Annotated in this window: 25 protein-coding genes; 3 read left to right on the forward strand and 22 right to left on the reverse strand. The window is 54.7% G+C overall.

The window, feature by feature from the left end:
• Positions 1 to 4: 4 nt before the first annotated feature.
• From fabZ (BN54_RS04450) to BN54_RS04500, 11 genes are all read right to left on the reverse strand, one after another.
• Positions 5 to 436 (reverse strand): 3-hydroxyacyl-ACP dehydratase FabZ, encoded by a 432-nt coding sequence (fabZ, locus tag BN54_RS04450; protein WP_019205954.1) that lies wholly within the window; start codon positions 434 to 436, stop codon positions 5 to 7.
• Positions 437 to 454: 18 nt separating this feature from the next.
• Positions 455 to 892 (reverse strand): acetyl-CoA carboxylase biotin carboxyl carrier protein, encoded by a 438-nt coding sequence (gene accB, locus BN54_RS04455; RefSeq protein ID WP_019205955.1) that lies wholly within the window; start codon positions 890 to 892, stop codon positions 455 to 457.
• 2 nt (positions 893 to 894) lie between these two features.
• On the reverse strand, positions 895 to 2,124 hold the full coding sequence (gene fabF / locus BN54_RS04460) for a beta-ketoacyl-ACP synthase II (RefSeq protein WP_040469728.1): 1,230 nt from the start codon (positions 2,122 to 2,124) through the stop codon (positions 895 to 897).
• A gap of 58 nt (positions 2,125 to 2,182) precedes the next feature.
• Positions 2,183 to 2,905 carry a 3-oxoacyl-ACP reductase family protein gene (locus BN54_RS04465; protein ID WP_019205957.1) on the reverse strand — a complete coding sequence of 241 codons (723 nt, stop codon included), beginning with the start codon at positions 2,903 to 2,905 and terminating at the stop codon, positions 2,183 to 2,185.
• Positions 2,889 to 3,836: an ACP S-malonyltransferase gene (locus tag BN54_RS04470; protein WP_019205958.1), complete on the reverse strand. Its 948-nt coding sequence runs from the start codon at positions 3,834 to 3,836 to the stop codon at positions 2,889 to 2,891. The genes BN54_RS04465 and BN54_RS04470 overlap by 17 nt, the downstream gene beginning before the upstream one ends.
• Positions 3,836 to 4,078, reverse strand: coding sequence for an acyl carrier protein (locus BN54_RS04475; protein ID WP_019205959.1), 243 nt, complete (start codon positions 4,076 to 4,078; stop codon positions 3,836 to 3,838). Before BN54_RS04475 ends, BN54_RS04470 begins: the two co-directional genes overlap by 1 nt.
• Before the next feature lie 35 nt (positions 4,079 to 4,113).
• On the reverse strand, positions 4,114 to 5,091 hold the full coding sequence (locus tag BN54_RS04480; RefSeq protein WP_019205960.1) for a beta-ketoacyl-ACP synthase III: 978 nt from the start codon (positions 5,089 to 5,091) through the stop codon (positions 4,114 to 4,116).
• A 1-nt stretch (position 5,092) separates the two neighbouring features.
• The gene (locus tag BN54_RS04485; protein ID WP_019205961.1) at positions 5,093 to 5,539 is read right to left on the reverse strand and encodes a MarR family winged helix-turn-helix transcriptional regulator; all 447 of its coding nucleotides are present in this window, start codon (positions 5,537 to 5,539) and stop codon (positions 5,093 to 5,095) included.
• Positions 5,540 to 5,613: 74 nt separating this feature from the next.
• Entirely contained in the window at positions 5,614 to 6,060 is a 447-nt protein-coding gene (gene fabZ, locus BN54_RS04490) for a 3-hydroxyacyl-ACP dehydratase FabZ (protein ID WP_019205962.1), read from the reverse strand.
• A 291-nt stretch (positions 6,061 to 6,351) separates the two neighbouring features.
• Positions 6,352 to 7,215, reverse strand: coding sequence for a homoserine kinase (gene thrB / locus BN54_RS04495; RefSeq protein ID WP_019205963.1), 864 nt, complete (start codon positions 7,213 to 7,215; stop codon positions 6,352 to 6,354).
• A gap of 14 nt (positions 7,216 to 7,229) precedes the next feature.
• On the reverse strand, positions 7,230 to 8,507 hold the full coding sequence (locus tag BN54_RS04500) for a homoserine dehydrogenase (RefSeq protein WP_019205964.1): 1,278 nt from the start codon (positions 8,505 to 8,507) through the stop codon (positions 7,230 to 7,232).
• Positions 8,508 to 8,646: 139 nt separating this feature from the next.
• Here BN54_RS04500 and thrC point away from each other — a divergent pair, with 139 nt between their 5' ends.
• A complete protein-coding gene (gene thrC / locus BN54_RS04505) occupies positions 8,647 to 10,128 on the forward strand; it encodes a threonine synthase (RefSeq protein WP_019205965.1) in 1,482 nt (493 codons plus the stop codon).
• 31 nt (positions 10,129 to 10,159) lie between these two features.
• Here the strand turns inward: thrC and wecB are convergent, their stop codons facing one another.
• Positions 10,160 to 11,278 (reverse strand): non-hydrolyzing UDP-N-acetylglucosamine 2-epimerase, encoded by a 1,119-nt coding sequence (gene wecB / locus BN54_RS04510; RefSeq protein WP_051014610.1) that lies wholly within the window; start codon positions 11,276 to 11,278, stop codon positions 10,160 to 10,162.
• 28 nt (positions 11,279 to 11,306) lie between these two features.
• The gene (tpiA, locus tag BN54_RS04515; protein WP_019205967.1) at positions 11,307 to 12,110 is read right to left on the reverse strand and encodes a triose-phosphate isomerase; all 804 of its coding nucleotides are present in this window, start codon (positions 12,108 to 12,110) and stop codon (positions 11,307 to 11,309) included.
• Between the two features lie 122 nt (positions 12,111 to 12,232).
• Here tpiA and BN54_RS04520 point away from each other — a divergent pair, with 122 nt between their 5' ends.
• Positions 12,233 to 12,904 carry a M57 family metalloprotease gene (locus tag BN54_RS04520; protein ID WP_020693900.1) on the forward strand — a complete coding sequence of 224 codons (672 nt, stop codon included), beginning with the start codon at positions 12,233 to 12,235 and terminating at the stop codon, positions 12,902 to 12,904.
• Between the two features lie 102 nt (positions 12,905 to 13,006).
• The gene (locus BN54_RS04525) at positions 13,007 to 13,999 is read left to right on the forward strand and encodes a LacI family DNA-binding transcriptional regulator (RefSeq protein WP_019205970.1); all 993 of its coding nucleotides are present in this window, start codon (positions 13,007 to 13,009) and stop codon (positions 13,997 to 13,999) included.
• A 55-nt stretch (positions 14,000 to 14,054) separates the two neighbouring features.
• On the opposite strand, the gene apf is transcribed toward BN54_RS04525, so the two are convergent.
• From apf to ruvB, 9 genes are all read right to left on the reverse strand, one after another.
• Positions 14,055 to 14,633 carry an aggregation-promoting factor gene (apf, locus tag BN54_RS04530; RefSeq protein ID WP_040469729.1) on the reverse strand — a complete coding sequence of 193 codons (579 nt, stop codon included), beginning with the start codon at positions 14,631 to 14,633 and terminating at the stop codon, positions 14,055 to 14,057.
• Between the two features lie 294 nt (positions 14,634 to 14,927).
• Positions 14,928 to 15,743, reverse strand: coding sequence for a Cof-type HAD-IIB family hydrolase (locus tag BN54_RS04535; RefSeq protein WP_019205973.1), 816 nt, complete (start codon positions 15,741 to 15,743; stop codon positions 14,928 to 14,930).
• Position 15,744: 1 nt separating this feature from the next.
• Positions 15,745 to 17,583 carry an acyltransferase family protein gene (locus BN54_RS04540; RefSeq protein WP_019205974.1) on the reverse strand — a complete coding sequence of 613 codons (1,839 nt, stop codon included), beginning with the start codon at positions 17,581 to 17,583 and terminating at the stop codon, positions 15,745 to 15,747.
• Between the two features lie 138 nt (positions 17,584 to 17,721).
• A complete protein-coding gene (locus tag BN54_RS04545; protein WP_019205975.1) occupies positions 17,722 to 18,042 on the reverse strand; it encodes a hypothetical protein in 321 nt (106 codons plus the stop codon).
• Between the two features lie 172 nt (positions 18,043 to 18,214).
• The gene (locus tag BN54_RS04550) at positions 18,215 to 19,594 is read right to left on the reverse strand and encodes a DEAD/DEAH box helicase (RefSeq protein WP_019205976.1); all 1,380 of its coding nucleotides are present in this window, start codon (positions 19,592 to 19,594) and stop codon (positions 18,215 to 18,217) included.
• A gap of 4 nt (positions 19,595 to 19,598) precedes the next feature.
• Positions 19,599 to 20,561 (reverse strand): DHH family phosphoesterase, encoded by a 963-nt coding sequence (locus tag BN54_RS04555; protein ID WP_019205977.1) that lies wholly within the window; start codon positions 20,559 to 20,561, stop codon positions 19,599 to 19,601.
• 135 nt (positions 20,562 to 20,696) lie between these two features.
• Entirely contained in the window at positions 20,697 to 21,083 is a 387-nt protein-coding gene (gene yajC, locus BN54_RS04560; protein WP_019205978.1) for a preprotein translocase subunit YajC, read from the reverse strand.
• Positions 21,084 to 21,180: 97 nt separating this feature from the next.
• Positions 21,181 to 22,071: a tRNA guanosine transglycosylase family protein gene (locus BN54_RS09825; protein ID WP_019205979.1), complete on the reverse strand. Its 891-nt coding sequence runs from the start codon at positions 22,069 to 22,071 to the stop codon at positions 21,181 to 21,183.
• A gap of 2 nt (positions 22,072 to 22,073) precedes the next feature.
• Positions 22,074 to 23,093 (reverse strand): Holliday junction branch migration DNA helicase RuvB, encoded by a 1,020-nt coding sequence (gene ruvB / locus BN54_RS04570; protein ID WP_019205980.1) that lies wholly within the window; start codon positions 23,091 to 23,093, stop codon positions 22,074 to 22,076.
• Positions 23,094 to 23,101: the final 8 nt, after the last annotated feature.

Genomic DNA, 23,101 nt, shown 5'->3' on the forward strand with positions numbered 1-23,101 from the left:
TCACCTACCCAATCATAAAGGTTAGTTCTGCCGTGCAAGCCCGCTGGCCGTCGACGGTCGCGACTCCTTTGCCGACCCCAATGTGGCCTTTGACTTTTTCCAATTCTACTTTTAAGCTCATTTGATCCCCGGGCCGCACCACGCGGCGAAATTCCGCGCTCTTAATTCCCCCGAAATAGGCGGTTTTGCCCTTAAATTCCGGTTGGCTGAGCAGGGCCACCGCCCCGGTCTGGGCCAAAGACTCCACGATTAACGCCCCGGGCAAGACCGGGTTGTGGGGGAAATGGCCGTTAAAGACTTCCTCATTGACGGTCACGTTCCGCTTGGCAAGCGCCATTTTCCCGGGAATGACTTGATCAACGTGGTCAATCAATAACATTGGGTACCGGTGGGGTAAGATGGCTTGAATTTGGTTGACATCTAAATCTGTTAACATCGCTTTTTCACCCTTTACTTATTCAACCGTAAACAGTGGCTGATCAACTTCCACCAACTGTTCGTCTTCGACCAGCACTGCTTTGACGGTGCCGGCGACCTGGCTTTTGACCTCGGTCATCATCTTCATCGCTTCGATCACGCACACCACGTCGCCTGCATTTACCTGCTGGCCGACTTGGAGGTACGGCTTAGCGCCCGGTTTGGGCTGCAAATAGACCGTTCCCACTAAGGGCGCTTTGATCGTCTGCGCCACCTCCGCCGCTTGGGGGGTAGCTGAGGTGGGCGCAGGGGCCGCCGGCGCCGGGCTTGGCGTAGCTTCAACTGGCGCCGGGCTGGCCTTAGCCGCCCGATTCTTGCTTAAGCGCAAGTGAAAGTCGCCATCCGTCAGTTCCAATTCGCGGGCGGTGGAATCTTCAAATTGTTCCATTAACTTTTGGACCGCAGTTAGTTCCATTTTCATCCCTCCCAACGTTTAAAGGCGATAACGGCATTGTGACCCCCAAAGCCAAAGGAGTTGCTCAAGGCATAGCGGCTCGGGTGGTGTTGGTTGTGTTTCGTGACCAAGGTAACCGGGCAGGCCGGATCTTGGTGTTGGCAACCAACGTTAGGCGGCAAAATGCCCTTTTGCAAAGCGGCCGCCGTAATCACGGCTTCAACCGCCCCAGCCGCCCCCAACAGGTGACCGGTCATCCCCTTGGTCGAACTGACCAAGACGTCATGGTCGCCAAAGACCTGCCGAATGGCTTGGGCTTCACCAGCATCGTTGGCGGCCGTCGCCGTCCCGTGGGCATTGATGTAATCAATGTCTTCAGGGGTCAGCCCGGCTTCTTGCATGGCCAAGGTCATCGCCCGGGCAGCTTGGGTTCCGGCTGGATCTGGCGAAGTGATGTGGTAGGCATCCGAGGTCGTCCCGTAGCCGACAACTTCCCCTAAAATCTGCGCTCCCCGGGCTTGGGCGTGATCCAAGGCTTCCAGGACCAACGTCCCCGCCCCTTCACCAAGGACAAACCCATTGCGCGCCTGGTCAAACGGCCGCGACGCCTGGGTCGGGTCGCTGGTCGGCGAGAGCGCCGTCAAGGCCGCAAAGCCCGCAATCCCGATTTCATTGACGGAAGCTTCGGCCCCACCGGTGATCATAACTTGGGCGTGGCCGGCCTTAATGTGGCGGAAGGCTTCCCCAATCGAATTGGTAGCACTGGCACACGCGGTCACGATTGACGTACTGATGTTTTGAGCTTGAAAGCGAATCGAGAGGTTCCCGGCCGCCATGTTGGCAATCGCCATCGGAACAAACATGGGCGACACCCGCTTGGGCCCCTTTTCGTGCATCTTGATAATTTGGTCTTGAATCGTGGTTAAGCCCCCAATCCCCGAACCATAGATCACCCCGAGGTCTTCCGGACGGGTGTTGGCGGGCGTGATCTTGGCCATGGCCATCGCTTGTTCGGCGGTTTGCACGGCGTATTGCGAGTACAGATCCATCCGCTTGGCCGCCTTTTTGCCGACAACGGCTTGCGGGTCAAAATCATTAATTTCCCCCGCCACGCTGATTCCCGTAGCGTGGGCATCAAACTTGGTAATTGGCTTAATCCCAATCTTACCGGCCAGGGTATTTGCTACAAAGGTTTCATAACCATTTCCGTTTGGGGCAATTGCCCCCAATCCGGTAATCACAACTCTTGTCATTTCTGCTTGTTCATCCCTTTACTTTGTTTCAACCTGCTCATTCCTGACGGGCGGCCCGTTACATCGTCATGCCACCGTCAACGACCATGGTTTGTCCGGTCACGTAATCATTTTCGACTAAGAAGCGGGCCGCGTGGGCAATTTCGTTCGGTTGACCCAAGCGGTGGAGCGGAATTTCGGCGATCAGCTGAGCTTGAATCTTTTCACTCAAGGCCTGGGTCATCGCACTGTCAATCATGCCCGGAGCAATCGCGTTCGCCCGCACCCCCCGGGCGGCCCCTTCCCGCGCTAAAGTCTTGGTAAAGCCGACCAACCCGGCCTTGGCCGCCGCATAATTGGCTTGGCCCGCGTTACCGTGCAGGCCGACGACACTGGCTAAATTAATCACGACGCCGGCCCGCTGTTTGAGCATCTTTTTAAAGACCAGTTGGGTCAAGAGCATTGGCGCCCGCAAATCAACGGCTAAGACGGCGTCAAAGTCCGCCGGCTTCATCCCGAGCAACAATTTGTCGCGGGTAATCCCAGCGTTGTTAACCAAAATATCAATCTGCCCGTAGGCGGCCAGGGCCGCGTGGGCGACCTGCGCGATCCCTTCATCCGTCCCCAAGTCACCGGCGACGTATTGAAAATCACCGGACAAGTTGGCGGCGACTTCAGCGGGTAAGTCCCCCCGCCCGTTTAAAATGACCTTGGCGCCCGCCGCCAAAAATTCCTGAGCAATCGCCAGGCCGATCCCCCGGGTACTCCCGGTAATTAAGGCGACTTTATTTTGCAGTTCCATTCGCAACCTCCGTGACAAATGCTTCATATTCCGTCAAATTACTGATGTGGTAGTGGGCCAATTGGGGAACTTCCACCTTGGCAAAACTCGTTAACGTCTTGCCCGGCCCCAGTTCCAACGTCGCTTGCGCCCCCGTTTGTGCGACCAAACTTTGCAACCCGGTGCCAAAGTGCGTCGGTACCGCTAATTGGCGGGCCAATACCTCCCGCATGGTGGCCGCTTTAAAGGGTTGCCCCGTCGTATTACTGATAACTGGCACTTGCGGGTCCGACACCGGGGTCGCGGCCAACTTTGGCGCCAATTGGCGACCAGCCGGCGCAAACAGGGCGGTGTGAAAGGCCCCGCTGACCGCCAAGGGGATCACCCGACTGGCCGCGTGGGCCGCTTTAATCGCCGTTACGGCTTGGGCCACACCTGCCGTGGTCCCACCAATCACGACTTGTTTGTGGGTATTACAATTGGCGATTGCCACCAGTTCGCCCGTCGCGCTAATTTCCTCACATAGGGCGGCCACGGCCTTGACATCCGGCTTTAGCAGGGCCGCCATCGCCGACGGGGTCGTGTCGGCAACGGCTTGCATGTACCGCCCCCGCGCCGCCAACAGGGCCAGTCCGCTGGTAAATTCCAAACCGCCACTGGCCAAAAGCGCGGCGTATTCACCCAGCGACAAACCGATCATCCCAGCCACCGCCAAGTTCGTATCGCGCTTGAGCATCCGGTACAACCCTAGGCTGACTGCCACAAGGGCGGGCTGCACGTTTTTGGTTTGGGCCAACTCGTCGGCTTTGTCCTGCATGATTTTGACCAGGTCTAACCCCGTCGCCGTGCTGGCGGCTTGAATCGTGCTAGCAAAAAGGGGATCTGCCATCAGGTCGATCCCCATTCCCTTTTGCTGGGCGCCTTGGCCACTAAATAAAAGCGCCGTCTTCATTACTTCGCCGCTAATTGCTTGGCCACAAAGTCGACCACGTCTTGGATCGTCGTGACCCCTTCGTCCACGTCCAATTCAATTTCAAACTTGTCTTCCAATTCGTTCATGATTTCAAAGACGTCGAGGGAATCGGCGTTTAAATCGTCCTTGATCTTGGCATCCAAGGTTACCTTGGCTTGGTCAATGTCCAATTCTTCAGCCGCAATTGCTTGAACCGTTGCAAAAATTTCTTCTTTCGTCATCTTAATTTCCTCCAATTGGTTACTGTTTTAATTTTTTAATACTGCATTACAATCGTCGCGGTACTCAGCCCACCACCAAAGCCGCTCAAGACTAAGCGGTCCCCCCGCAGCAAACGCCCCGTTTGGATACATTCATCCAACAAGATCGGTTCGCTGGCAGCTGCGGTGTTGCCATAGCGGTCGATATTCAACGGGAACTTGGCCGCCGGCTGCCCCAAGCGCTTGGCAACTTGGGCAATAATCCGGGCGTTGGCCTGGTGCAACAAGAAATGGTCAATTTGGGCTTTAGTTACACCGGCCTGGGCCAACGCTTGTTCAATCGCTGTCGGCACGCGATGGGTCGCAAATTTGTAGACCGCCCGGCCATTCATCGTCAGCGGGGCCAACGTCGGCAGCGGATGGGGCAAGGTCGCCCATTGGCCCTGTTGCTTTCCGGCCGTCAAGTAGGCGCCCAACTCACCATCCGTAGTCAAGCACATCCCCCACGGCCCGGCCGCGGGCGTGCGTTCGAGCAAGACGGCCCCCGCCCCGTCGCCAAATAAGACGGCCGTGGCGCGATCATGCCAGTCCACCAAGGTGGACATCGTATCGGCCCCAATCACCAGGACCCGCTGAAAGGCTGGATTGACCATCATTTGATTAGCCACCGTCATGGCGGTAATAAACCCCGCACAAGCCGCTGACAAATCAAAGCCCGTTGCCCGCCCCGCCTTTAAGCGCCCCTGCACGGCGGCCGCCGTGGAAGGCATCAAAGTCGCAGGCGTCATCGTGGCCACAATAATCAAATCCAACGTCGCCGCCGCCCACTTGGCGCGCCCTAAGGCCTGTTGTGCGGCTTGCGTGGCTAAGTCGACCGTGGTTTCACCCGTACTGATGTAGCGCTGGGCAATCCCGGTCCGCGTGGTAATCCATTCGTCACTGGTGTCCAACCAAGCCGTTAACGCTTGGTTGGTGACCACCCGCTCGGGGGTAGCGCGACCGGTGGCGACAATTCGTAAATTTTGTGCTGTCATGTTAGGCATGTTCATCAACAAAGTTTTCCAAGTTTCGTAACGCTTTGCGCACGGTCTTCATTTCTTCATCGGTCATTCCATCCAAAAATTGGGCCACCATCATATTGTGAAAGGCCCGGTGCGCCCGGTAGAGGACGCGGCCCTTCTTGGTCAAATACAAGCGCACAATCCGACGATCTTGCTCGTCACGCACCCGTTTGACATAACCTTTTTTAGTCAAGCGATCGGCCGTGGCCGTCATCGTCCCCGGCGTTAAGTGTAATTTCTTCGCGACCGCAGAGGCCGTTTGGTGGTCGTACATGCTGATGGCATCAATTGCGTGCATTTCCTTAATCGTCAAATCGGCGAAGGTACTCTTGCGCAATTCATGTTCTTCAATCCACATGATCCCACTGTAAACTTTGATCAACGCTTGATTAATTGCTTGGTAGTCCCGACTTTCGTTCATAATGCATTCCCCTTTCAATTCTTTGATTGCTCAAATAATTTGATTTCCAAAATACATTATAAACCGAACCGCCGCTAAAGCTTGGCTTGCCGCTCGGCAACAAAAAAGACCAACTTGGCCGTGCAGACCCGCTGCCCGGCCACTGTCGCAACGGCATCGACCATTCCCATGTTGGCCCGGACCTTTTCCATTTCAATCGTCAAAGTCAACACATCGCCCGGCCGGACCATCTGCCGGAACCGGGCGTTGTGAATCGCACCGAGGTAGGCGGTCTTTTTATAAAATTGGGGCGACTTGAGGATTAAAATCGACGCCGCTTGGGCGAGGGTCTCAATGATCAAAACCCCTGGCATGACCGGATTATCGGGAAAATGCCCTTGAAAGAATTGTTCGTTGATCGTGACGTTTTTCTTGGCCACGATGCGCTGATCGGCCACCAATTCCTCAACCGCATCGATATAACAAATCGGATACCGATTGGGAATCAAGTCCATCACTTCTTGGGCTGTCATCACTGGCACAGCTTGCACCTCACTTCGCAAAAGTATTTCGAGTATCAAAATATCCGATGGTCGAATTATATGCAAAAAGTATTTTGGTTGTCAAACTAATTTGGCGATTTTTTATTAATCAAAACCTGATTTATCAATATTTTGAAGGTTCAAACTATCAGGTGAAAGTAATATGAATATTAACCCTTCTACGTTTTCAGAAAATTGGCGGGCACGGCTGAAAAAATTTTTTTGCTTTTTGGGCAACTAAAAAGGCTGGAAAAAAGCCTTGCCTTCTTCCAGCCCCTGATTTTTCACTTTTTAATCCACTACTTGGACCCCAGTTTGGTCGACTTGCAACTGCCAGACCTGGCCCGGCAAGCCGGCTTGTCGCACATGATTTTGAAAGGCCGCCACCCGGGTCGGTTTCAACAGGGTCATCACGGTTGGCCCGGCCCCACTGAGGTAGGTCGCCACCGCGCCAACTTGGTGGCCAATTTCACGCAACTGGGCCAACTCTGGCACCAATGCCGCCCGGGCCGGTTCGTGGAATTGATCTGCCTCCATCAAGGGCCCCACTAAATCATAACGCTGGGCAAACAACGCCGCCACTAAAGTATTAGCAATCGCACTGGCATGTGTGGCCACGCCAAAAGCTAAGTGCGCTGGCAAGGCCGCCCGAGCCGCCTTCGTAGCCAGGTTGTACTTCGGGATGTAGGCCACTAAGGCTACCGGCGGTACCGGGGCCTGAACAGCCACAAATTTTTCGGCCAGACTGGTGCCAACGACCACCCCGCCTAAAATAGCCGGGGCCACATTATCCGGGTGTCCCTCTAATCTGGCCGCATGCTGAACTTTAGCCAGCGGGGTCAGTTGGAGGTCGGCCAGCTGATTGGCCAATTCGATTCCAGCTACAATCGCCGCAGAAGACGAGCCAAGGCCGTGGGAAAGCGGAATTTCATTTTGCACCAAGAGATGGTGCGGGGGCAAGGCGGGCGTTAGTTGCAACGCAGCTTGCACAATCATGTTTGTCGCCCCATGGCTGACCTGAGGCAAGTCATGGTCCACCGCCCACGTCTTAGTCGGTTCTAAGACCGTTACTTTTAAGTACCGATCGACCGCCAGGCCAATTGAATCAAAGCCCGGCCCCAGATTAGCTGAAGAAGCTGGTACCTTAATTTGCATTGCCATCGTCCCCTTTACTCAATTACCCGGTAGGCACAGTGCAACGTAGCGGTCTTCAAGGCCGCCAGGGCGGCTTGCAATTGGGCCAATTGCGCCTTGCTCATTTCGTGGGTAATGATCATCACCCGGGCTTGGCCATTCTGGCCGGCTTGTTGCACGATCTGTGAGAAGCTGGCGTTGAGTTTGGCCATCTCCGTGGTCAGTTTTTGCATTTCTCCGGGTTGGTCCGGCAAAGTCAACGCCAAGTAATAGCGGTCCTTCACCGCCGCTGACTCCGCTAAGGTCAATTGCTTAGAATAGCGGTTAAAGGAATTGCCGTTTGTCTTTAAAATCATATTCTTCATGACCGTGGTAATGTCGGATAAGACACTATTCGCCGTCGGCAAGCCCCCGGCCCCGGGACCGTAAAAGAGCGTATCACCGACGGCTTGGCCCTTGACCATCACCGCGTTATTCTCATTATTGACTTCAGCTAAGGGGTGGTGGCGGTTTACCAGGGCCGGCGCAACCTCAACAAACAAACCGTCCCCGGCTAAGCGGGCCACCCCCACCAGTTTAATCGTATAGCCAAAGGCCGCCGCTTGCGCCACGTCTTGGGCAGCCACCTGGTCGATTCCTTCGGTTGCCACGGCCGCCACTGGGACCCGGGTCCCAAAGGAGAACTGGCTGAGGATCACCATCTTGTAGGCGGCATCCTTGCCCTTGACATCGTTGGTCGGATCGGCTTCGGCAAAGCCCAATTCCTGGGCTTTTTGCAGGGCCTGTTCGTATGACCAATATTGTTGGGCCATCTGGGTCAAAATGTAATTGGTCGTCCCGTTGACAATCCCCTTCACCTCAGTAATCTGGTCAGCGGCAAAACTGTCGGCAATCGTCCGCAAAATCGGGATCCCCCCGGCCACACTGGCTTCGTACAAGAGGTCACAGTGATTGGCGCGCGCCAACTCAATCAATTCGGCCCCTTCCGTGGCAATCAAATCCTTATTGGCCGTCACCACATGCTTATGGGCGGTTAATAACTGGGTAATGACTTCCTTGGCGGGGTGAATTCCGCCCATGACTTCCACCACGATTTGAATTTCGGGGTCCGTCAAGATTTCATTCAGATCCGTCGTCAGGTGCACCTGCTGGGCGACCGCCGCGTGTTTGGCCAAATTACGCACGACCACCGTCTTTAAGGCCAATTTGCGCCCCGTCACCGCGGAAATCTTCGCCGCGTGCTTTTGGACCATTTCCAACACTCCACTGCCGACCGTGCCGAGGCCAACCATCCCTAATTTAATTTCCTCCATCCTGTCTTCCCCGTCCTTTCTTTAAAATTACAATTAATTTCTTCTCATCATTTTTTAAAGTTTACCACAGAAACCCGGTCAAATGGGGTATAATAAAGCAAAAGTAACCAGAAAAATTGGCCCAAGGAGGATCTATCAAATGAATTACCGCAGTACCCGTGACCCGCAAGCCCAGCCCGTAACGAGCGCGGCTGCCATTATCAAGGGCTTGGCCCCGGATGGTGGCCTCTTTGTCCCCAGCACGTTTCCCCAGCCCAGCTATGATTTAGCTCCGTTTACCACCCAGCCCTACCAGGCCATTGCCCAGCAAGTTTTAACCTGGTTTTTCCCCGATTTAGCCGCCTTGCCGGGGGCCGTGCAGCGCGCTTATGGTACGCAATGGGATGACCAACAAATTACCCCGCTTTCCGCGCGCCACGGGGGCAACTATTATTTAGAACTGTTCCACGGCCCGACCCTCGCCTTCAAAGACGTGGCCTTGCAGGCCTTACCGCAACTGCTGCAACTAGCCAAGGTCCAAACCGGGGAAGACAGCGAAACGATCATTTTAACGGCCACCTCTGGTGATACCGGTACGGCAGCCCTGCGTGGCTTTCAAAACGTGGCCGGGACGCAAGTGATCGTCTTTTACCCGCGCGACGGGATCAGCCCGGTCCAAAAAGCCCAAATGCTGGGCCAAGCCGGGGCCAACCTGCACGTCGTCGCCGTAACTGGCAACTTCGATCAAGCCCAGACGACGGTCAAGCAGCTTTTTAGCGACCAGGCCCTGGCCCACGAATTAGCTGCCCGCCAGCAACAATTTTCGTCCGCCAACTCGATGAACGTTGGCCGCTTAATCCCGCAAATTGCCTACTACTTTGCCGCCTACGGGCAATTATTGCAACGCCAAGAAATTCAAAGCGGGGACTCGGTCAACTTTGCCGTCCCGACTGGAAACTTCGGTGACATCCTAGCTGGGTACTACGCGAAAAAATTGGGGCTGCCGGTCGGGAAGCTGATTTGTGCTTCCAATGCCAACAATGTCTTAACCGACTTTTTTGCCACTGGGACCTACGATAAGCGCCGCGAATTTTACGTCACGAATTCACCATCCATGGACATTTTGGTCTCCTCTAACTTAGAACGCTTGCTGTTCGACGTCAGCGACCACGACGCCGATCTGGTGGCTCAACTGATGAACCAATTGCAAACCACCGGTCACTATACCGTGCCAGCTGAGGTGCATCAGCGTTTAACAACAACTTTTGCCGCTGGTTATGCCACCCCCATGCAGCTGCAAGCCGAAATCAAGCGGGTCTTTGACGCTGATAATTACCTGATTGATCCGCACACCGCCGTGGGATCGTTCGTGGCCCGCCAATACCAACAAGTCACCGGCGACCAGCGGCCGTGCGTGGTCTTGGCAACGGCCAGCCCGTACAAGTTCCCCGAAACGGTGTTGGATGCCATCAGCCCGGCCCCGGTCAGCTCCGGGTTAACGGCGATCAAACAACTGGCCGAATTTGATGCCGCCCCCCTCACCGCGGGGGTGCAAGAACTCTTCACCAATCAGCCCCAATCCCAAGCCGAGGTCGCCCCGGCCGACATGAAAGCCATTGTTCAACAAATCCTACAAGGATAAGCAAAGCCCCCGGATCCCCGGGGGCTTTATGCTATCCGTAATGCTGTTGTAGGGCGGCTAAGATCCGTTCGGCAGCGTGTCCGTCACCAAAGAGAGCCTCATCTTCATTTTGCATGGCCCGGTAGGCCCGCTTGTCGTGCAAAAGCTCAAAGACCGCTTGTTGCAAACTGGTCGGGTCGGTCCCAACCACCCGGGTGGTTTGGGCAAAGAGGGCTTCGGGCCGCTCAGTATTTTGGCGCAACAATAAGACCGGCCGGTGAAAGACCGAGGCTTCTTCGACCGTCCCCGCCGAATCGGTCACGATCAAGTAACTGCGGGACACCGTATTGATAAAATCACGCAGGGCCAGCAAAGGTACCAGGTGAATCCGCGCCCGGTTGGCCAAGAGCCGCTGGGCCAAGGGAAAGCCCCGCGAATCCAAGGCCATCGGGCACAACAATTCCACGTCGGGATTGGTTTCCACCACATCGCGCATCGTCCGTAAAATTCCTTCCAGGGGCAGACCGGTATTTTCTACCCGCCCAATGGTCAGTAGCAACAAGCGCCGCTGGGGTGGCAACTGAGTTAGCAAGGGACTGGTGTAATCGGCTTGGTAGCATTGCTTTACCACGTCGACAATTGGATTCCCCGTCACCACGATTTGGGCTTCCGCCCGGTGCTCAAACAAGAGGTTTTCCTTGGCCGCAGCGGTGGGCGCCAGGTACAGATCCGCCAAGGTGTCCGTGAGCTGACGGTGCATTTCGTCCGGAAAGGGCTCGGCTTTATCAAAGGTCCGCAAGCCCGCCTCCACGTGAGCCACCGGGAGCCGGTTATAAAACCCGACCAGACTGGCGGCCAGGGTCGCCAGCGAGTCCCCTAAAGTTAAAATTAAGGCCGGCTGGGCCGCATTCACCACTGTCTGCAAGTGGTGCACCAAGCGACTCAACTCGTCCGGGCGCCCCCGCAGTTCGGCTGGATTAACGGCCAATTCAAAATCCGCGGTTAAGGCAAAATCCGCTAGCACCGTGTGCAATTGTTGGTATTGTTGCGAAGCCACCACAATTACCGGCTCAAAATCCTGGGGTGCTTGTTGCATTAATTGAATCACCGGGGCAAACTTGATCACCCCCGCCCGTGTACTCAGGGGGATCATTACTTTCAATTTTGTCATCATCCCCCCTCCTTTCTTGGGGCCTGGTTTATTTTTTAGCCGGCTGCTTGGCAGTTGGTTTCTGGGGCGCGTAGAGTTCCGCGACGCGGTCGACCATCGTCAGGAAGTTATCAGCATCCAGGCTGGCCCGCCCGATCAAAACCCCATCAATATCACGCTTGCTCATGATTAACTGGATGTTTTCGGGGTTCACGCTCCCCCCGTACAGGATCCGAATCTTATCGGCTACCTCATAGGAGTAGGTATCCGCAATGCTGCGCCGGATCAAGCGACACCCTTCTTCGGCCAGGGTCGGGTTGGCGTGTTGCCCCACCCCGACGGCCCAACTTGGTTCGTAGGAAATGATGATATTTTTCACTTGATCAAAAGAAACCTCACTCAAAACATCCATCAGTTGGGCAAAGACATAGTGAACTTCACCGTTGAATTCCTGTTGGACCATCGTTTCGTCAGTACAGATAATGGGCGTCATCCCGCATTGCAAAACCGCCGCCACCTTTTTAGCTACCATGGCATTGTCTTCGTGAAACAGGGTTCGCCGTTCAATGTGACCACACATCACGTATTGGACGCCGGCCGCCGCCAAGGCCCGCGGACTGACTTCGCCGGTGTAGGGCCCCGAAAATTCACCGTAGGAATTTTGGGCAATCACGCCGAGGTTGATCCCCTTGGTCTTTTGCACCATCGGGTACAGGGCTAAAAAGTGCGCCGCAATCCCGCAAGTTAAAACATCTTCACTTGGTAAGCGGTGTTGCACTTCTTCGACAAATTTAACGGCGTCTTCGACCGTCTTGTGCATCTTCCAATTCGCCGCAATAAAAGGCTTTCGCATCCTAGTGCCTCCATTTCAGATAAAAAGTTACAAATTCTCGTACGTCCAGTGTATCATAAATAGGCAAGGACCGGCTTCTTCTTTTGAAATCGGTTTCAAATTCTTTGAAGGGAAGTGCCCCCATGCGATTTCACCGCTTTGTCACCGTCCTCTTTTACACTCTGCTGTTTAGCGGTGGCATTTGGTTTTACCAAACCAATCAACCCTTTCAAAACCGGGTTAACCTCACCGCGACCCAAGCCCAACAGGCCGTGACAAATCTGGGGCGGCGCTTGACGGGGCAAAAAACCACCCACCAAGCTGCCAAGGCCACCCATAATGACATCAACGGCGCCGACAGTGGCCAGTGGACCACTAATCAAGCTACCATCTATTTAGACATGCAAAATGAAACCCTGCAAACGGCAATGAAAGAAGCCATCCTGACGTGGAACGCGACCGGCTGTTTCACCTTTAAGATCGTCAACCAAAAAAGTCAGGCCAATTTAATTGCCACCACCATGGATAAAACGGATGACCAAGCTGCTGGCTTGACCGACATGGCCGTGAACACGACGACGGGTTACTTCATCCGCGGCCACGTCTACTTAAACACCGCCTACCTGCTGAATCCGGCGTATGGTTACACCCATGAACGGATCGTTAATACCGCTGAACACGAACTCGGCCACGCGATCGGGCTGAGCCACACCGGCCAAATTTCCGTCATGCAACCGGCTGGGTCCAACTACTCAATTCAACCCGCGGACGTGGCAGCAGTACAAAAGCTTTACCAACCGGCCGCCAAGCAATAAGCTGACCTCCCGTTCCCAACCAGGGGAGCGGGATTTTTGCTTTGGATAATGATTAATCATGTTATAATAAAAAGGATTTTGCATAAAGGACGGAATTTAATTATGAAGAAGCTGAAGCTTGAAGACGTGGCGGCTTTAGCCGGGGTTTCAAAAACCACGGTTTCCCGGGTCATTAACCGGCGCGGCTCCCTGAGCCAAAAGACCATTGATAAAGTCGAAGCCGCAATGGCCCAGCTCAACTACCACCCCAACGTGATCGCGCAACAATTGCACACCCAGCGCACCAATTTAATTGGCATTTTAGTCCCCTCCGTGGCCAATCCCTTTTTTGGGGAATTAACCATGTACCTCGAAGACGCCCTTTTTCAGCGGGGCTACAAGGTACTGATCAGTGATGCTCTGAACCAAACCGCCAAAGAAGAGCGCTACCTCAGTCAACTCATGGGCCACCAAGTCGATGGGCTGATCATCGCCACGCATAATAATAAGCTGGAGGAATACCAACACGCCAATTTACCGATTGTCGCGATCGACCGCTTCTTGCGGGCTGACATTCCGGTCGTGGCTTCCGACAACTACGCGGGCGCAAAGCTGGCGACCGAAGCCTTAATTCAGCGGGGCTGTCAGCACATTATTCACACCTACACGACCAACCCTTCCAACTGGCACGATAATCAGCGGGAAAAGGCCTTTCAAGCCGTGATGGCCGACCACCATTTACCGGCCATCACTTACACCACCGCTTTTGACTGCCCGCCCGCCGAACGAACGGCGCGATTTGAACGCTTATTTGATGAACACCCCGCGGTCGATGGCATCTTTGCCAGCAACGATCTTGACGCCGCCCGCCTGCTTAGTCTAGCGCGCGCCCGGGGCTACCGGGTCCCAGCTGACTTGCAAATCATTGGTTACGATGGGGCCCAAGCGACCCAAGAACTCGTGCCGGAACTGGCCACAATCATCCAGCCGATTGAACAAATGGCCACCTACGCCGTTAAGCTGTTGGCGGACCGCATGGCCGGCGAATTCACCCCGACTTCAACCGTCCTGCCAGTTAATTTAAAAACTGGCCAAACCTTGAAAACTTTGCCATAACACAAATCCCCTGACACCATTTGGCGCCAGGGGATTTACTTTGCACTTAACCTTTTTAATACCAACCGTTGGCTTGCCAAAAGGCTTGCGCGGCACTCCAAGAGCCGTAACGGGAGGCGACGTATTGATCAGCAACCCGTTCTTGGTTGGCTGGGGAGTAGTCACCGCCCAAGTAAGCGGCTGACAATTGGTACTTCCCGATGTATTGACCATTGCGGGCGTTGTAGTTGCCCCCGGATTCACGGGCCGCAATCCACGCCTTTGCGGCGGCATCGTTGCCGGCCACGCTCGACGTGTAACCACTGTTAGCTGTGTTCGCCGTGGCTTGGGCTGGCGTAGTCGCATTGGCGGCCACGTCTTGCGCGGTGGCCGGCTTGATTTCACCGTTGTCTTTAATCACCAGCTTTTGTCCCACGTAAATCAAGTTTACGTTTTGAATGTTGTTGTCTTGGGCTAACTTGGTTACCAAGCTGTTGTCCTTAGCAAACTTTTGGGAAATGCTGGACAGCGTGTCCCCCGCTTGGACGGTGTAGATCGTGTCCGCGTTGGCGGCGATGGTTCCAGCCGTCAATCCTAATGATGCTACAGCAGCAGTTGTCAACACACTCTTCTTTAACATAGGTTCCTTAACCATCCTTTACTTAAACCGTTCATTTCTTCAACGCCCTCTATCATAAGCACTGAATGTTACCAGGAGGTCACAGGAGAGTTGCTTTTTGCCCGAAGCGGGGGGCTTTTTTGTAATCTTTTGTAACATTGACCAGTCGCTCCCGCCACGCTGGCGCGTAATCCCATGGCGCCCACCGGGTTGGCTGTTGGGGCCGTCAACCGGTTTGCCGGGCGGCGCCCACAAAAAAATTCCTGATTTGCTCATTAAAGGGTTAAATTAACCCCCCTTTAAAACCAGGAATCTTCATTTTTACTTGTTTTATTGCAATTCTTTTACAAATGTCTTGGTTAAGTAATCCGCCACCCCGTCTTCATCATTCGACGTTGTCAAGTGGTCGGCGACCGCCTTGACGGCCGGGAGCCCGTTGGCCATCACGACGCCATCACCGGCGCCAATGATCATCTCCAAATCATTATCGGCATCGCCAAAGGTCATCAGCTCCGCGGCTTGCCAACCAAAGTGGGCCAAGAGATGATTTAGTCCCACCATTTTATTGACCCCGAGCGGCAGAAATTCCAAGATATGCGGTTGCGATTGCACCACCCGCAGCTTGGCCGTCACGGCCGCTGGCACCTGGGCCTTGGCTTGGGTCACCTTAGCCGGCTCAGTTGCCAAGACCACCTTGGCAAAGGGATGCTCAGCGCCCGGCAGGTCGGCCATCGTCGTGTCAACGAATTCAATGTTTTTGACCGTTCCTTTGTAGCGGGCCGGCCCCAATTCCGTCAATTCGTAAACCCGGTCAAAATCCAAGACGTCCATGGGTAACCCTTGTGAGCGTAAATAGTCATAAACGGCTTGCAAGTCCGCTTTCGTCGTCCCCTGGGCGTATAATGGTTGCTTCGTCTGGTTATTAACGACCAGCCCCCCGTTAAAGGTAATCGTAAAGTCATCCGGCTGGTGAAGATCCAATTGGTCGATATAATGGCCAATCGCATTGATCGGCCGGCCCGTACACAGGACCACTTTAATCCCGCTTTCGTGCAGGCGCTTCAGCGCGCGCTCATTAGCTGGGCTGATCTCCTTTTGGCTGTTTAACAAGGTGTTATCTAGGTCTAAGGCAATCATCTTAATCATATTACTTTCCCTCTTTTAACATCGTGACTACCAAGAGGCGGGTAAACTGGGCGTTCCCGACCTCATTCATGTGAACATTGTCTTTGCCGAACCAAGCCGGGTGGTCAGCACTCTTGGCGTTCCAAGCGACCTCGTGCACATTCTTGCGGGTCCGGGCCAATTCGTGCACCTGCTTGACGACTTGCTTTTGCCACGGCTTGGTCGGTACGTGGGGCGTGATCCAGTACAGCTGCCGGTCGCCGACCGTCGCAATAATTTCGCGAGCCGTCTGAGCGCTGATTGCCCCGTTGGTCCCTAAGTTGACGACTACCTTGGGGGCGAGTTGATCTTTGGCGGCTAAATCCTTTAAGACGCTTAGCCCACCGTCACCTTGACGCCCCACTTGGGCATCGACAATTGCATGCGGCATCACTTCTTGCAGGTCACCAGCCGCATCCACCATCACGGAATCACCGACCGCCGTTACCTGCCACGTGCTGGCCTTAGCCAACTGTTGCTTGGTCAACTGGTATTTCTTTTGTAAGGACGGACTGGAAACGTCGACTTGCGGCACCTTGCCCGCTTTGATTTGCTTGTTGCGGGCAGCCGTCGCCTGTTTGCTGTGCTGTAACTGGGTTTGGAGGGCCGATTTGGTTGGCTGCGGTTGGGGACCAAAAATCCCAACCAGGGCCACCCCCAAAATTACCAGCGCGCTCACCAAACTGCCCCAGGCCATTTTAGTCTGGGGCCGCCACGCCAGCCAATCGCGCCAATTACGACGGGCGGTCGGCAACTCAATCAATTGGTAAGATAATTCACTGATCAACAAGATCAGAATGATCTCGGTGCCAGCACTGAGGAGGGGATGATTCCCCACCGGAAACAAGGCTTCGTAAAAGACCATCACCGGCAATTGATAGATGTAAATCCCGTAAGAACGTTGGCCAAGGTAGCGAAAGACCGGATTGGTCAACCACTGGTTCACCCGGGCACCAGGGTGAACAATCGTTGCCAAGAGGATCATCCCAAGTAAACTGGTCACAAACATGCCGCCCCGGTAGGTACTGGCCGCTTCTCCGTTCACCACCAAGAAACTGGCCACCGTCAACCCTAAGGCCACCAGCCCCACGCCTTCTAAGATCCGGCGGGCAGAAGGCTGCAGCTGGGTCGTCAGCTGCTGGCGGGGCCAAACGAGGGCCAGCCAGCTCCCCAACAGCATGGCAAAGGCCCGGGTATCCGTCCCGTAGTAGACCCGGTTGATGTTTGCTGGATCGTACAAAATCGCCATGGCCACGGCCGATGCGATCGCCAACCCCAAGGTCAGCCAGCGAGTCTTGGTCAGGCCCAAATGCTTTAAGCTAGCCAGTAATAAGACCGGCCAAAGCAGGTAAAACTGAGCCTCCACCCCGAGCGTCCACAGGTGAGTAAAGGGCGAGACGGCCGTAAAGCGATCAAAATACGACTGGCCGTGCCCAACGGCCCACCAGTTATAAACCCAGGTCAAATTCGTGACCACAATCGTCCGCAGGTGAACCAAGGCGGGGCGATCAAAGAGGGTGATATAGGCGCTGGTCGCCATCAACATCCCCACTAAAGGCGGGTAGAGCCGACTGAAGCGGCGCCGGTAAAATTGCCTTAAGCGCACCCCTTGGCCTTGCTGCCAACGGTTCGTTAGCTGATTGGTCACAAAATAACCCGAAATCAATAAGAACAAGGGCACCCCCAAAAAGCCCCCGGGCATTCGATTCGGCAACAGGTGATAAATAATGACGGCAATTACCGCCAGACTACGCAGCCCATCGACCCCGGTCACAAAACGCGGTGGGGTTTGGGCGTGGGCGAGTGGCCCTTGCGATTTCATTGAAATCCTCCTCTGTCATTTGTTTTACACGGTCTTAAATTTTCCCTTTCAATTATAAGCGTCTTACCCAAGCTTGACCACTCTCGGGCCAAAAAAGCCGAGTGAAAAAGCGCTTCGGTCCTCCCGAAACGCTATTGCTTACCCCACGTGATTTTCCTTTAAGATGGCCGCTACCAGGTCGGCCATTGCCGCCGGCTTTTCCCACTCTTCAAAATGATCCATTGCTTCAGGTTGGACGTAGTAGTGCTCATTAATGTATTCTTCGTATTTAATCACGTTTTGGGAATGGGGAATATTGAGCTTTAAAATCCGGACTTGCTGGATAAAGCCCCGTTCCGCCGCCAGTTCTGAGCGACCATTATGCACCATGTTACCAATTTCATAATATGTCGACCCATCCTTGCGGGTAATTTCTTCAATGATGTCTAACGTTCCCGGTCGTTTTTGTGCTTCACTCATGGCTGATTCCTTTCGTAATTTAAGCCGGGCTGGGCCGAAGAGTTTAACCAGTCTTCATCCCAGTCGGCTTTTCGATGTTTATTTAATTGTAAAACCAAACTGTCTCGCCGCCAAGTCGCCCTTCCGCTCAAGCAAAAAAGCAGGACTCCCGTAAGAGTCACTGCTTGTAATCTCAGCTTTGCTTTTGCCGGGCCCGTTCCAAGCGGTGTTGCTTTTGGCGGGCGCGCTTGGCCTTGCGTTGCTTGTGACGTATTTCTTGCTTGGCCTTTTGGCGTTCATCTTCCTTGATTTTGGACTTGATCTTCTTCTTGTAGCCAGGCTTAACCTTCTTCTTGGTCTTCTTCACGTACCCCTTCAAGGTTGGATCCAAAGCGGCCTTGCGCCGCTTGTAGCTTTGCCGCCGGTTGCGGTCGTAAGTCGTTACGACACGGCCGTTTTGCAAGGTCTTGGGGGTAAACTTGATCCCCCGCTCTTCCAGTTTGGCCACCAGTTCGTCTTCGGCCGGCGCATACAGGGTGATCGCCGTCCCGGTTAAATTCCCCCGGCCGGTCCGCCCGACCCGGTGGACAAAGTATTCCAAGTCACTCGGAATATCATCGTTAATGACCAAGGACACCCCGTCTAAGTCGATCCCGCGGGCCGCCAAGTCCGTTGCCACAATAAACTGGAAGTCCATGTTGCGAACTTGGCGCATCGTCTTCTTGCGTTCCCGGGGTTCCAAGCCCCCGTGGATCAAGGCCACTTTTAAGCCCCGCTCCATCAAGTAGGCGTGCAAGGCTTCCGCCCGCTCCCGGGTATTGGCAAAGACTAAGGCTAAGAAGGGATCCCCCATTGTCAATAAGCGGTAAACCAGATCGTTTTTATCGCGGCCCTTCGTTGACAGCAGCCAGTTTTCCACGTTCGGGTTGATGACCGTTTCAGTCGGGATTTCTTCGACCACCGGGTTTTCCAGGTACTTCTTTAAAAACGGCCGCAACCCTTGGGGAATCGTAGCAGAAAAGACCATCATCTGCAGGTCACTCGGGAAGTGAGCCGCGATTTGGTCGACTGGTTCCAAAAAGCCCATGTCCAAGGTCATGTCGGCTTCGTCAATCACAAACTGGGTCGCCAAGTGAATGTCTAAGGCTTGGGAATTGATCAGATCCAAAATCCGGCCTGGCGTCCCAATCACCAACTGCGGTTGCTTGCGTTCCAATTGTTCAATCTGGTGGGCCTTATCGGTCCCGCCCACGTAATTGTGAATCGTCAGCGGAGTCGGCGCAAAGCGGTTTAACTGCCTGGCCGCTGCGTAAATCTGGTAGGCCAACTCCCGGCTCGGGGTGGTGATCACGGCTTGGACCCGTTGGTTGGCCGGGTCCAGTTGGGTAAAGATCGGTAACAAGAAGGCGTGCGTCTTCCCGCTCCCGGTCTGGGATTGACCCACAACACTCTTCTTTTGCAAGACCAGCGGAATCACCCGTTCTTGAACCGGGGTGGGCTGGTGGAACTTCAAATCGTCAATCGCCGCCATCAACCACGGCGCTAAGTTTAATTCAGCAAATTGTTTTGGCATTTTGTCATCCTTTCTGCTTGCCAGGCCGGTACTCCTTCACCAATTGGGTCAATTCAGCAATGACCTGCTTAATTTCGGCGTGGTCAGCCGCTTGGGCGCCACTGGCCAAGGGGTGTCCGCCCCCGTGGTGGGCCTTGGCTAATTCATTGATCACGGGACCCTTGGACCGGAGCCGAATCCGGTAATGGCCATCCCCTTGCACAACAAAGATCGCCCAAGCCAGTACATCACTGATCCGCCCCGGCAACGAAACGATCGCCGAGGTGCCGGCTTCGGTGATCCCAAATTGGTCCAAGACGTCCTGTTCAAGGATCAAGTACCCGGCCCCGGCCTGAATTTGTAAGTTCTGGTAGACGTAAGCCGACAAACGGGCCGCCGGCAGCGACATTTCGTTTTCTCGTTGGCCAATCTTGGCCGCCTCCGCGCCAGCGGCCATCAGCGCCCCGGCCACCAGCATCGTCCGGGCCGACGTTGCCGGGTACAAGAACCGACCGGTATCGCCAATGATTCCCGCGTACAGGGCGTTCGCCGCCGCCTTCGGTAAGGTCAGCTTTGCGGTAAAGTGCTGATAAAAGTCGTAAATCATTTCCGAAGTGCTAGAGGCCTGATCTTGCACCCACATCAAATCCCCGTAGGGTTCATCATTAGGGTGGTGGTCAATCTTGATCAGTTGACTCCCGTTATCAAAGCGCCGGTCATCAATCCGAGGCGCATTGGCCGTGTCGGTGACGATCACCAAGGCGTTGGCGTACTCGTCACTTTCGATTTCATCCATCGTGCCAATCCAGCTCAAGCTGGGAATTTCCTTGCCGACCACATAGATTTCTTTGTATGGGAAGGACGCCTTTAAAATTTCGGCTAACCCGACTTGCGAACCAATCGCATCGGGATCCGGGCGTTGGTGGCGATGAATAATGATCCGCGAGTATTTTTCAATCTGTGCATAAATTGCTGCCAGTGTGTCCATAATTGGCTTCCTTTCTACCGTTAGCGTTAGTCACTGTTCCCAATTATAACAAACTTTCCGGCTTCCCGGCAGTCAGTTGCGCAAAAGAAAACAGCCTGGTCCCAAGTGGATCAAGCTGTCTGATGACCAACATTCTTATTTGTCTTCCGTGGCCTTTTCAGCCGGCGCTACTTCTTCCGGTTCCGCAGGCTGCTCAACGTCAGCCTTGGCCGTTGGTTCCACCTTGGCTTCCGCTTCAGCATCGGCAGCTGAGGCCGGAGCTTCAGTCGCTTGGGCTTCAACCCGTTGGATAGCGCCCAGATCAAAGACCAGGTAAACCCCTTCGCAATCCAGCGTTACCGTCCGCTTTTGTTGGTCAATTTCGGCCACGACCCCGTGGAGCCGTCCGATCGTCACCACGTGATCGCCCGGCTTTAATTGACTCATCATTGATTGGTGCTTCTTTTGTTGCTTTTGTTGGGGCCGAATCATGAAGAAATACATCAGGGCCACCATTAAAACAATTAATAAGATACTTGACATTCCAGAGCTTTGCAACAGACTTCTTCCTTTCTATTCTTTCTGCGTTCTTTTACAACAATACCAGAAATGGCGGGAAAAGCAAGCGCCATTCTGCTCATTAAGCCAGGGTCGCTTGCAGCGCTTGTAAATTGGTCAGGGCCAATACTTGTTTGGCCACGGCCACGTTGGCGTGCAACATCTGGTGCAGACTCGCCAATTGGAAGCCTGTCGTCCCCAATTGCCGAACATCGGTGGCAAAAGCGTGATGACGCAAGTTCAACACCTCACCGTTCACCAACACCTTGCCCGCCCAGCCGGCTTTTAGTGGCCACGGGGTAATAATTCGGTCAATTTGACAGGCGTGCGCCAGTTGGATGACCGCGAAATCATTCGCCACTACCGCGGTCTTGGTCCCCGCTGGCAAGAGCTGTTGGGTCAGGGTGACGATTCGCTGCCACTCGGCTTGCTCTGAAGCCGGCGGTAGATTGACCAGTAGGGCGCCGGCCCTCGCCGGGCGGGCCGCCAGGCTCGCTTGCCGCAATTCGGTCAGCCCGGCCCCTAAGACTGGGTACCAGACCCCCGGCGCCGCTTGGGCCCACGTCCGATTGGCTTCGACCGCCCGGCGCAAGTCATCGACCGGCGCATAATAGTCGGGAGTTTGGTACATTGCGACTGGCTCTTGGGCTTGGGCCGCCTGTTGCCAGGCGGCCGCTTGCTCCGGCGTTAAGGTTAACTTGGCTTGGTTGTGCGGATCAACGTAGTGAATCCCGACCCGGGCGGTATTCTTTTTCACCTTTAGCAAGGGACCAAAAACCCCGGCAAAGGTCATCAACTTCCCCGGCCAGTTCAATACCGTCGCCAGCCCGCCCTGGTCCTTAATGGCCGCTAGGCCCGGTTGCATCTGGTAATCAACCAGGTTGACGGCCAGGGTGCGAATCCCGGCGGCGGTTAGCTCACTTGGCTTCACCGGCACAAAGGGCGCCGTCAAATAAGGCACTAATTCACTCATGACTAATCCCCCTCATTTGGAAAAGCGATCCCGAGGTGCTCGTATGCTGCGGGAGTGACCAGCCGGCCGCGCGGGGTGCGGCTGATAAAACCAATCTGCAGCAAGTAGGGTTCGTAAACTTCTTCGATCGTCGCCGCTTCTTCCCCAATATTGGCCGCAATTGTTTTGACCCCGACTGGTCCCCCACCGTAGTAATTAATCATCGTTAGCAACATCTTACGGTCGGTAGCGTCCAACCCCCGCTGGTCAACGTCAAGCAAGGTTAACGCCTGGTCAACACTGGCTTCATCAATGGTCGCTTTCCCCGCCACTTGGGCGAAGTCCCGGACCCGCTTCAACAAGCGGTTGGCAATCCGGGGGGTCCCCCGCGAGCGCCAGGCCAAGGCTTTCGCCCCCGCGGGGTCGATGGCGGTTTGGAAAATGGCCGCACTGCGGTTGATAATCTGGCCTAATTCAGTGGGCGTGTAGTAGTTCAAGCGCTCAATGATCCCAAAGCGATCCCGCAGCGGCGCCGTTAACAACCCCACCCGGGTCGTCGCGCCGACCAAGGTAAAGGGTGGCAAAGGAAAGTGAACCGGGTGAGCGGTGGGACCTTCGCCGACCACAATATCGATGTAAAAGTCTTCCATGGCCGAATAGAGCATTTCTTCCACCACCTTAGGCAAGCGGTGAATTTCGTCGATAAATAAGACATCCCCCGGCTGCAATTCGTTTAACAAGGCCACCAAGTCCCCGGGCTTTTCAATCGCCGGCCCCGAGGTCGTCTTGATCCCGACGCCCATTTCATTGGCAATTATCATCGCCAAGGTCGTCTTCCCCAACCCTGGTGGGCCATACAAAAGAACGTGATCCAGGGCTTCTTCGCGACCCTTGGCGGCTTCAATGTAAACCTGCAATTCGGCCTTGAGCTTGGCTTGGCCAATGTAGGTCGCTAAACGTTGCGGGCGTAAGCTGACTTCCAGCTGCCCTTCTTCATCACTGGCGACGTCGGCACCCATCAGGCCGTGTGCTTCATCTGCCATGGCAGTTC

This window comes from Limosilactobacillus ingluviei str. Autruche 4 (assembly GCF_000312405.1).
In the GTDB taxonomy this organism is placed as follows: domain Bacteria; phylum Bacillota; class Bacilli; order Lactobacillales; family Lactobacillaceae; genus Limosilactobacillus; species Limosilactobacillus ingluviei.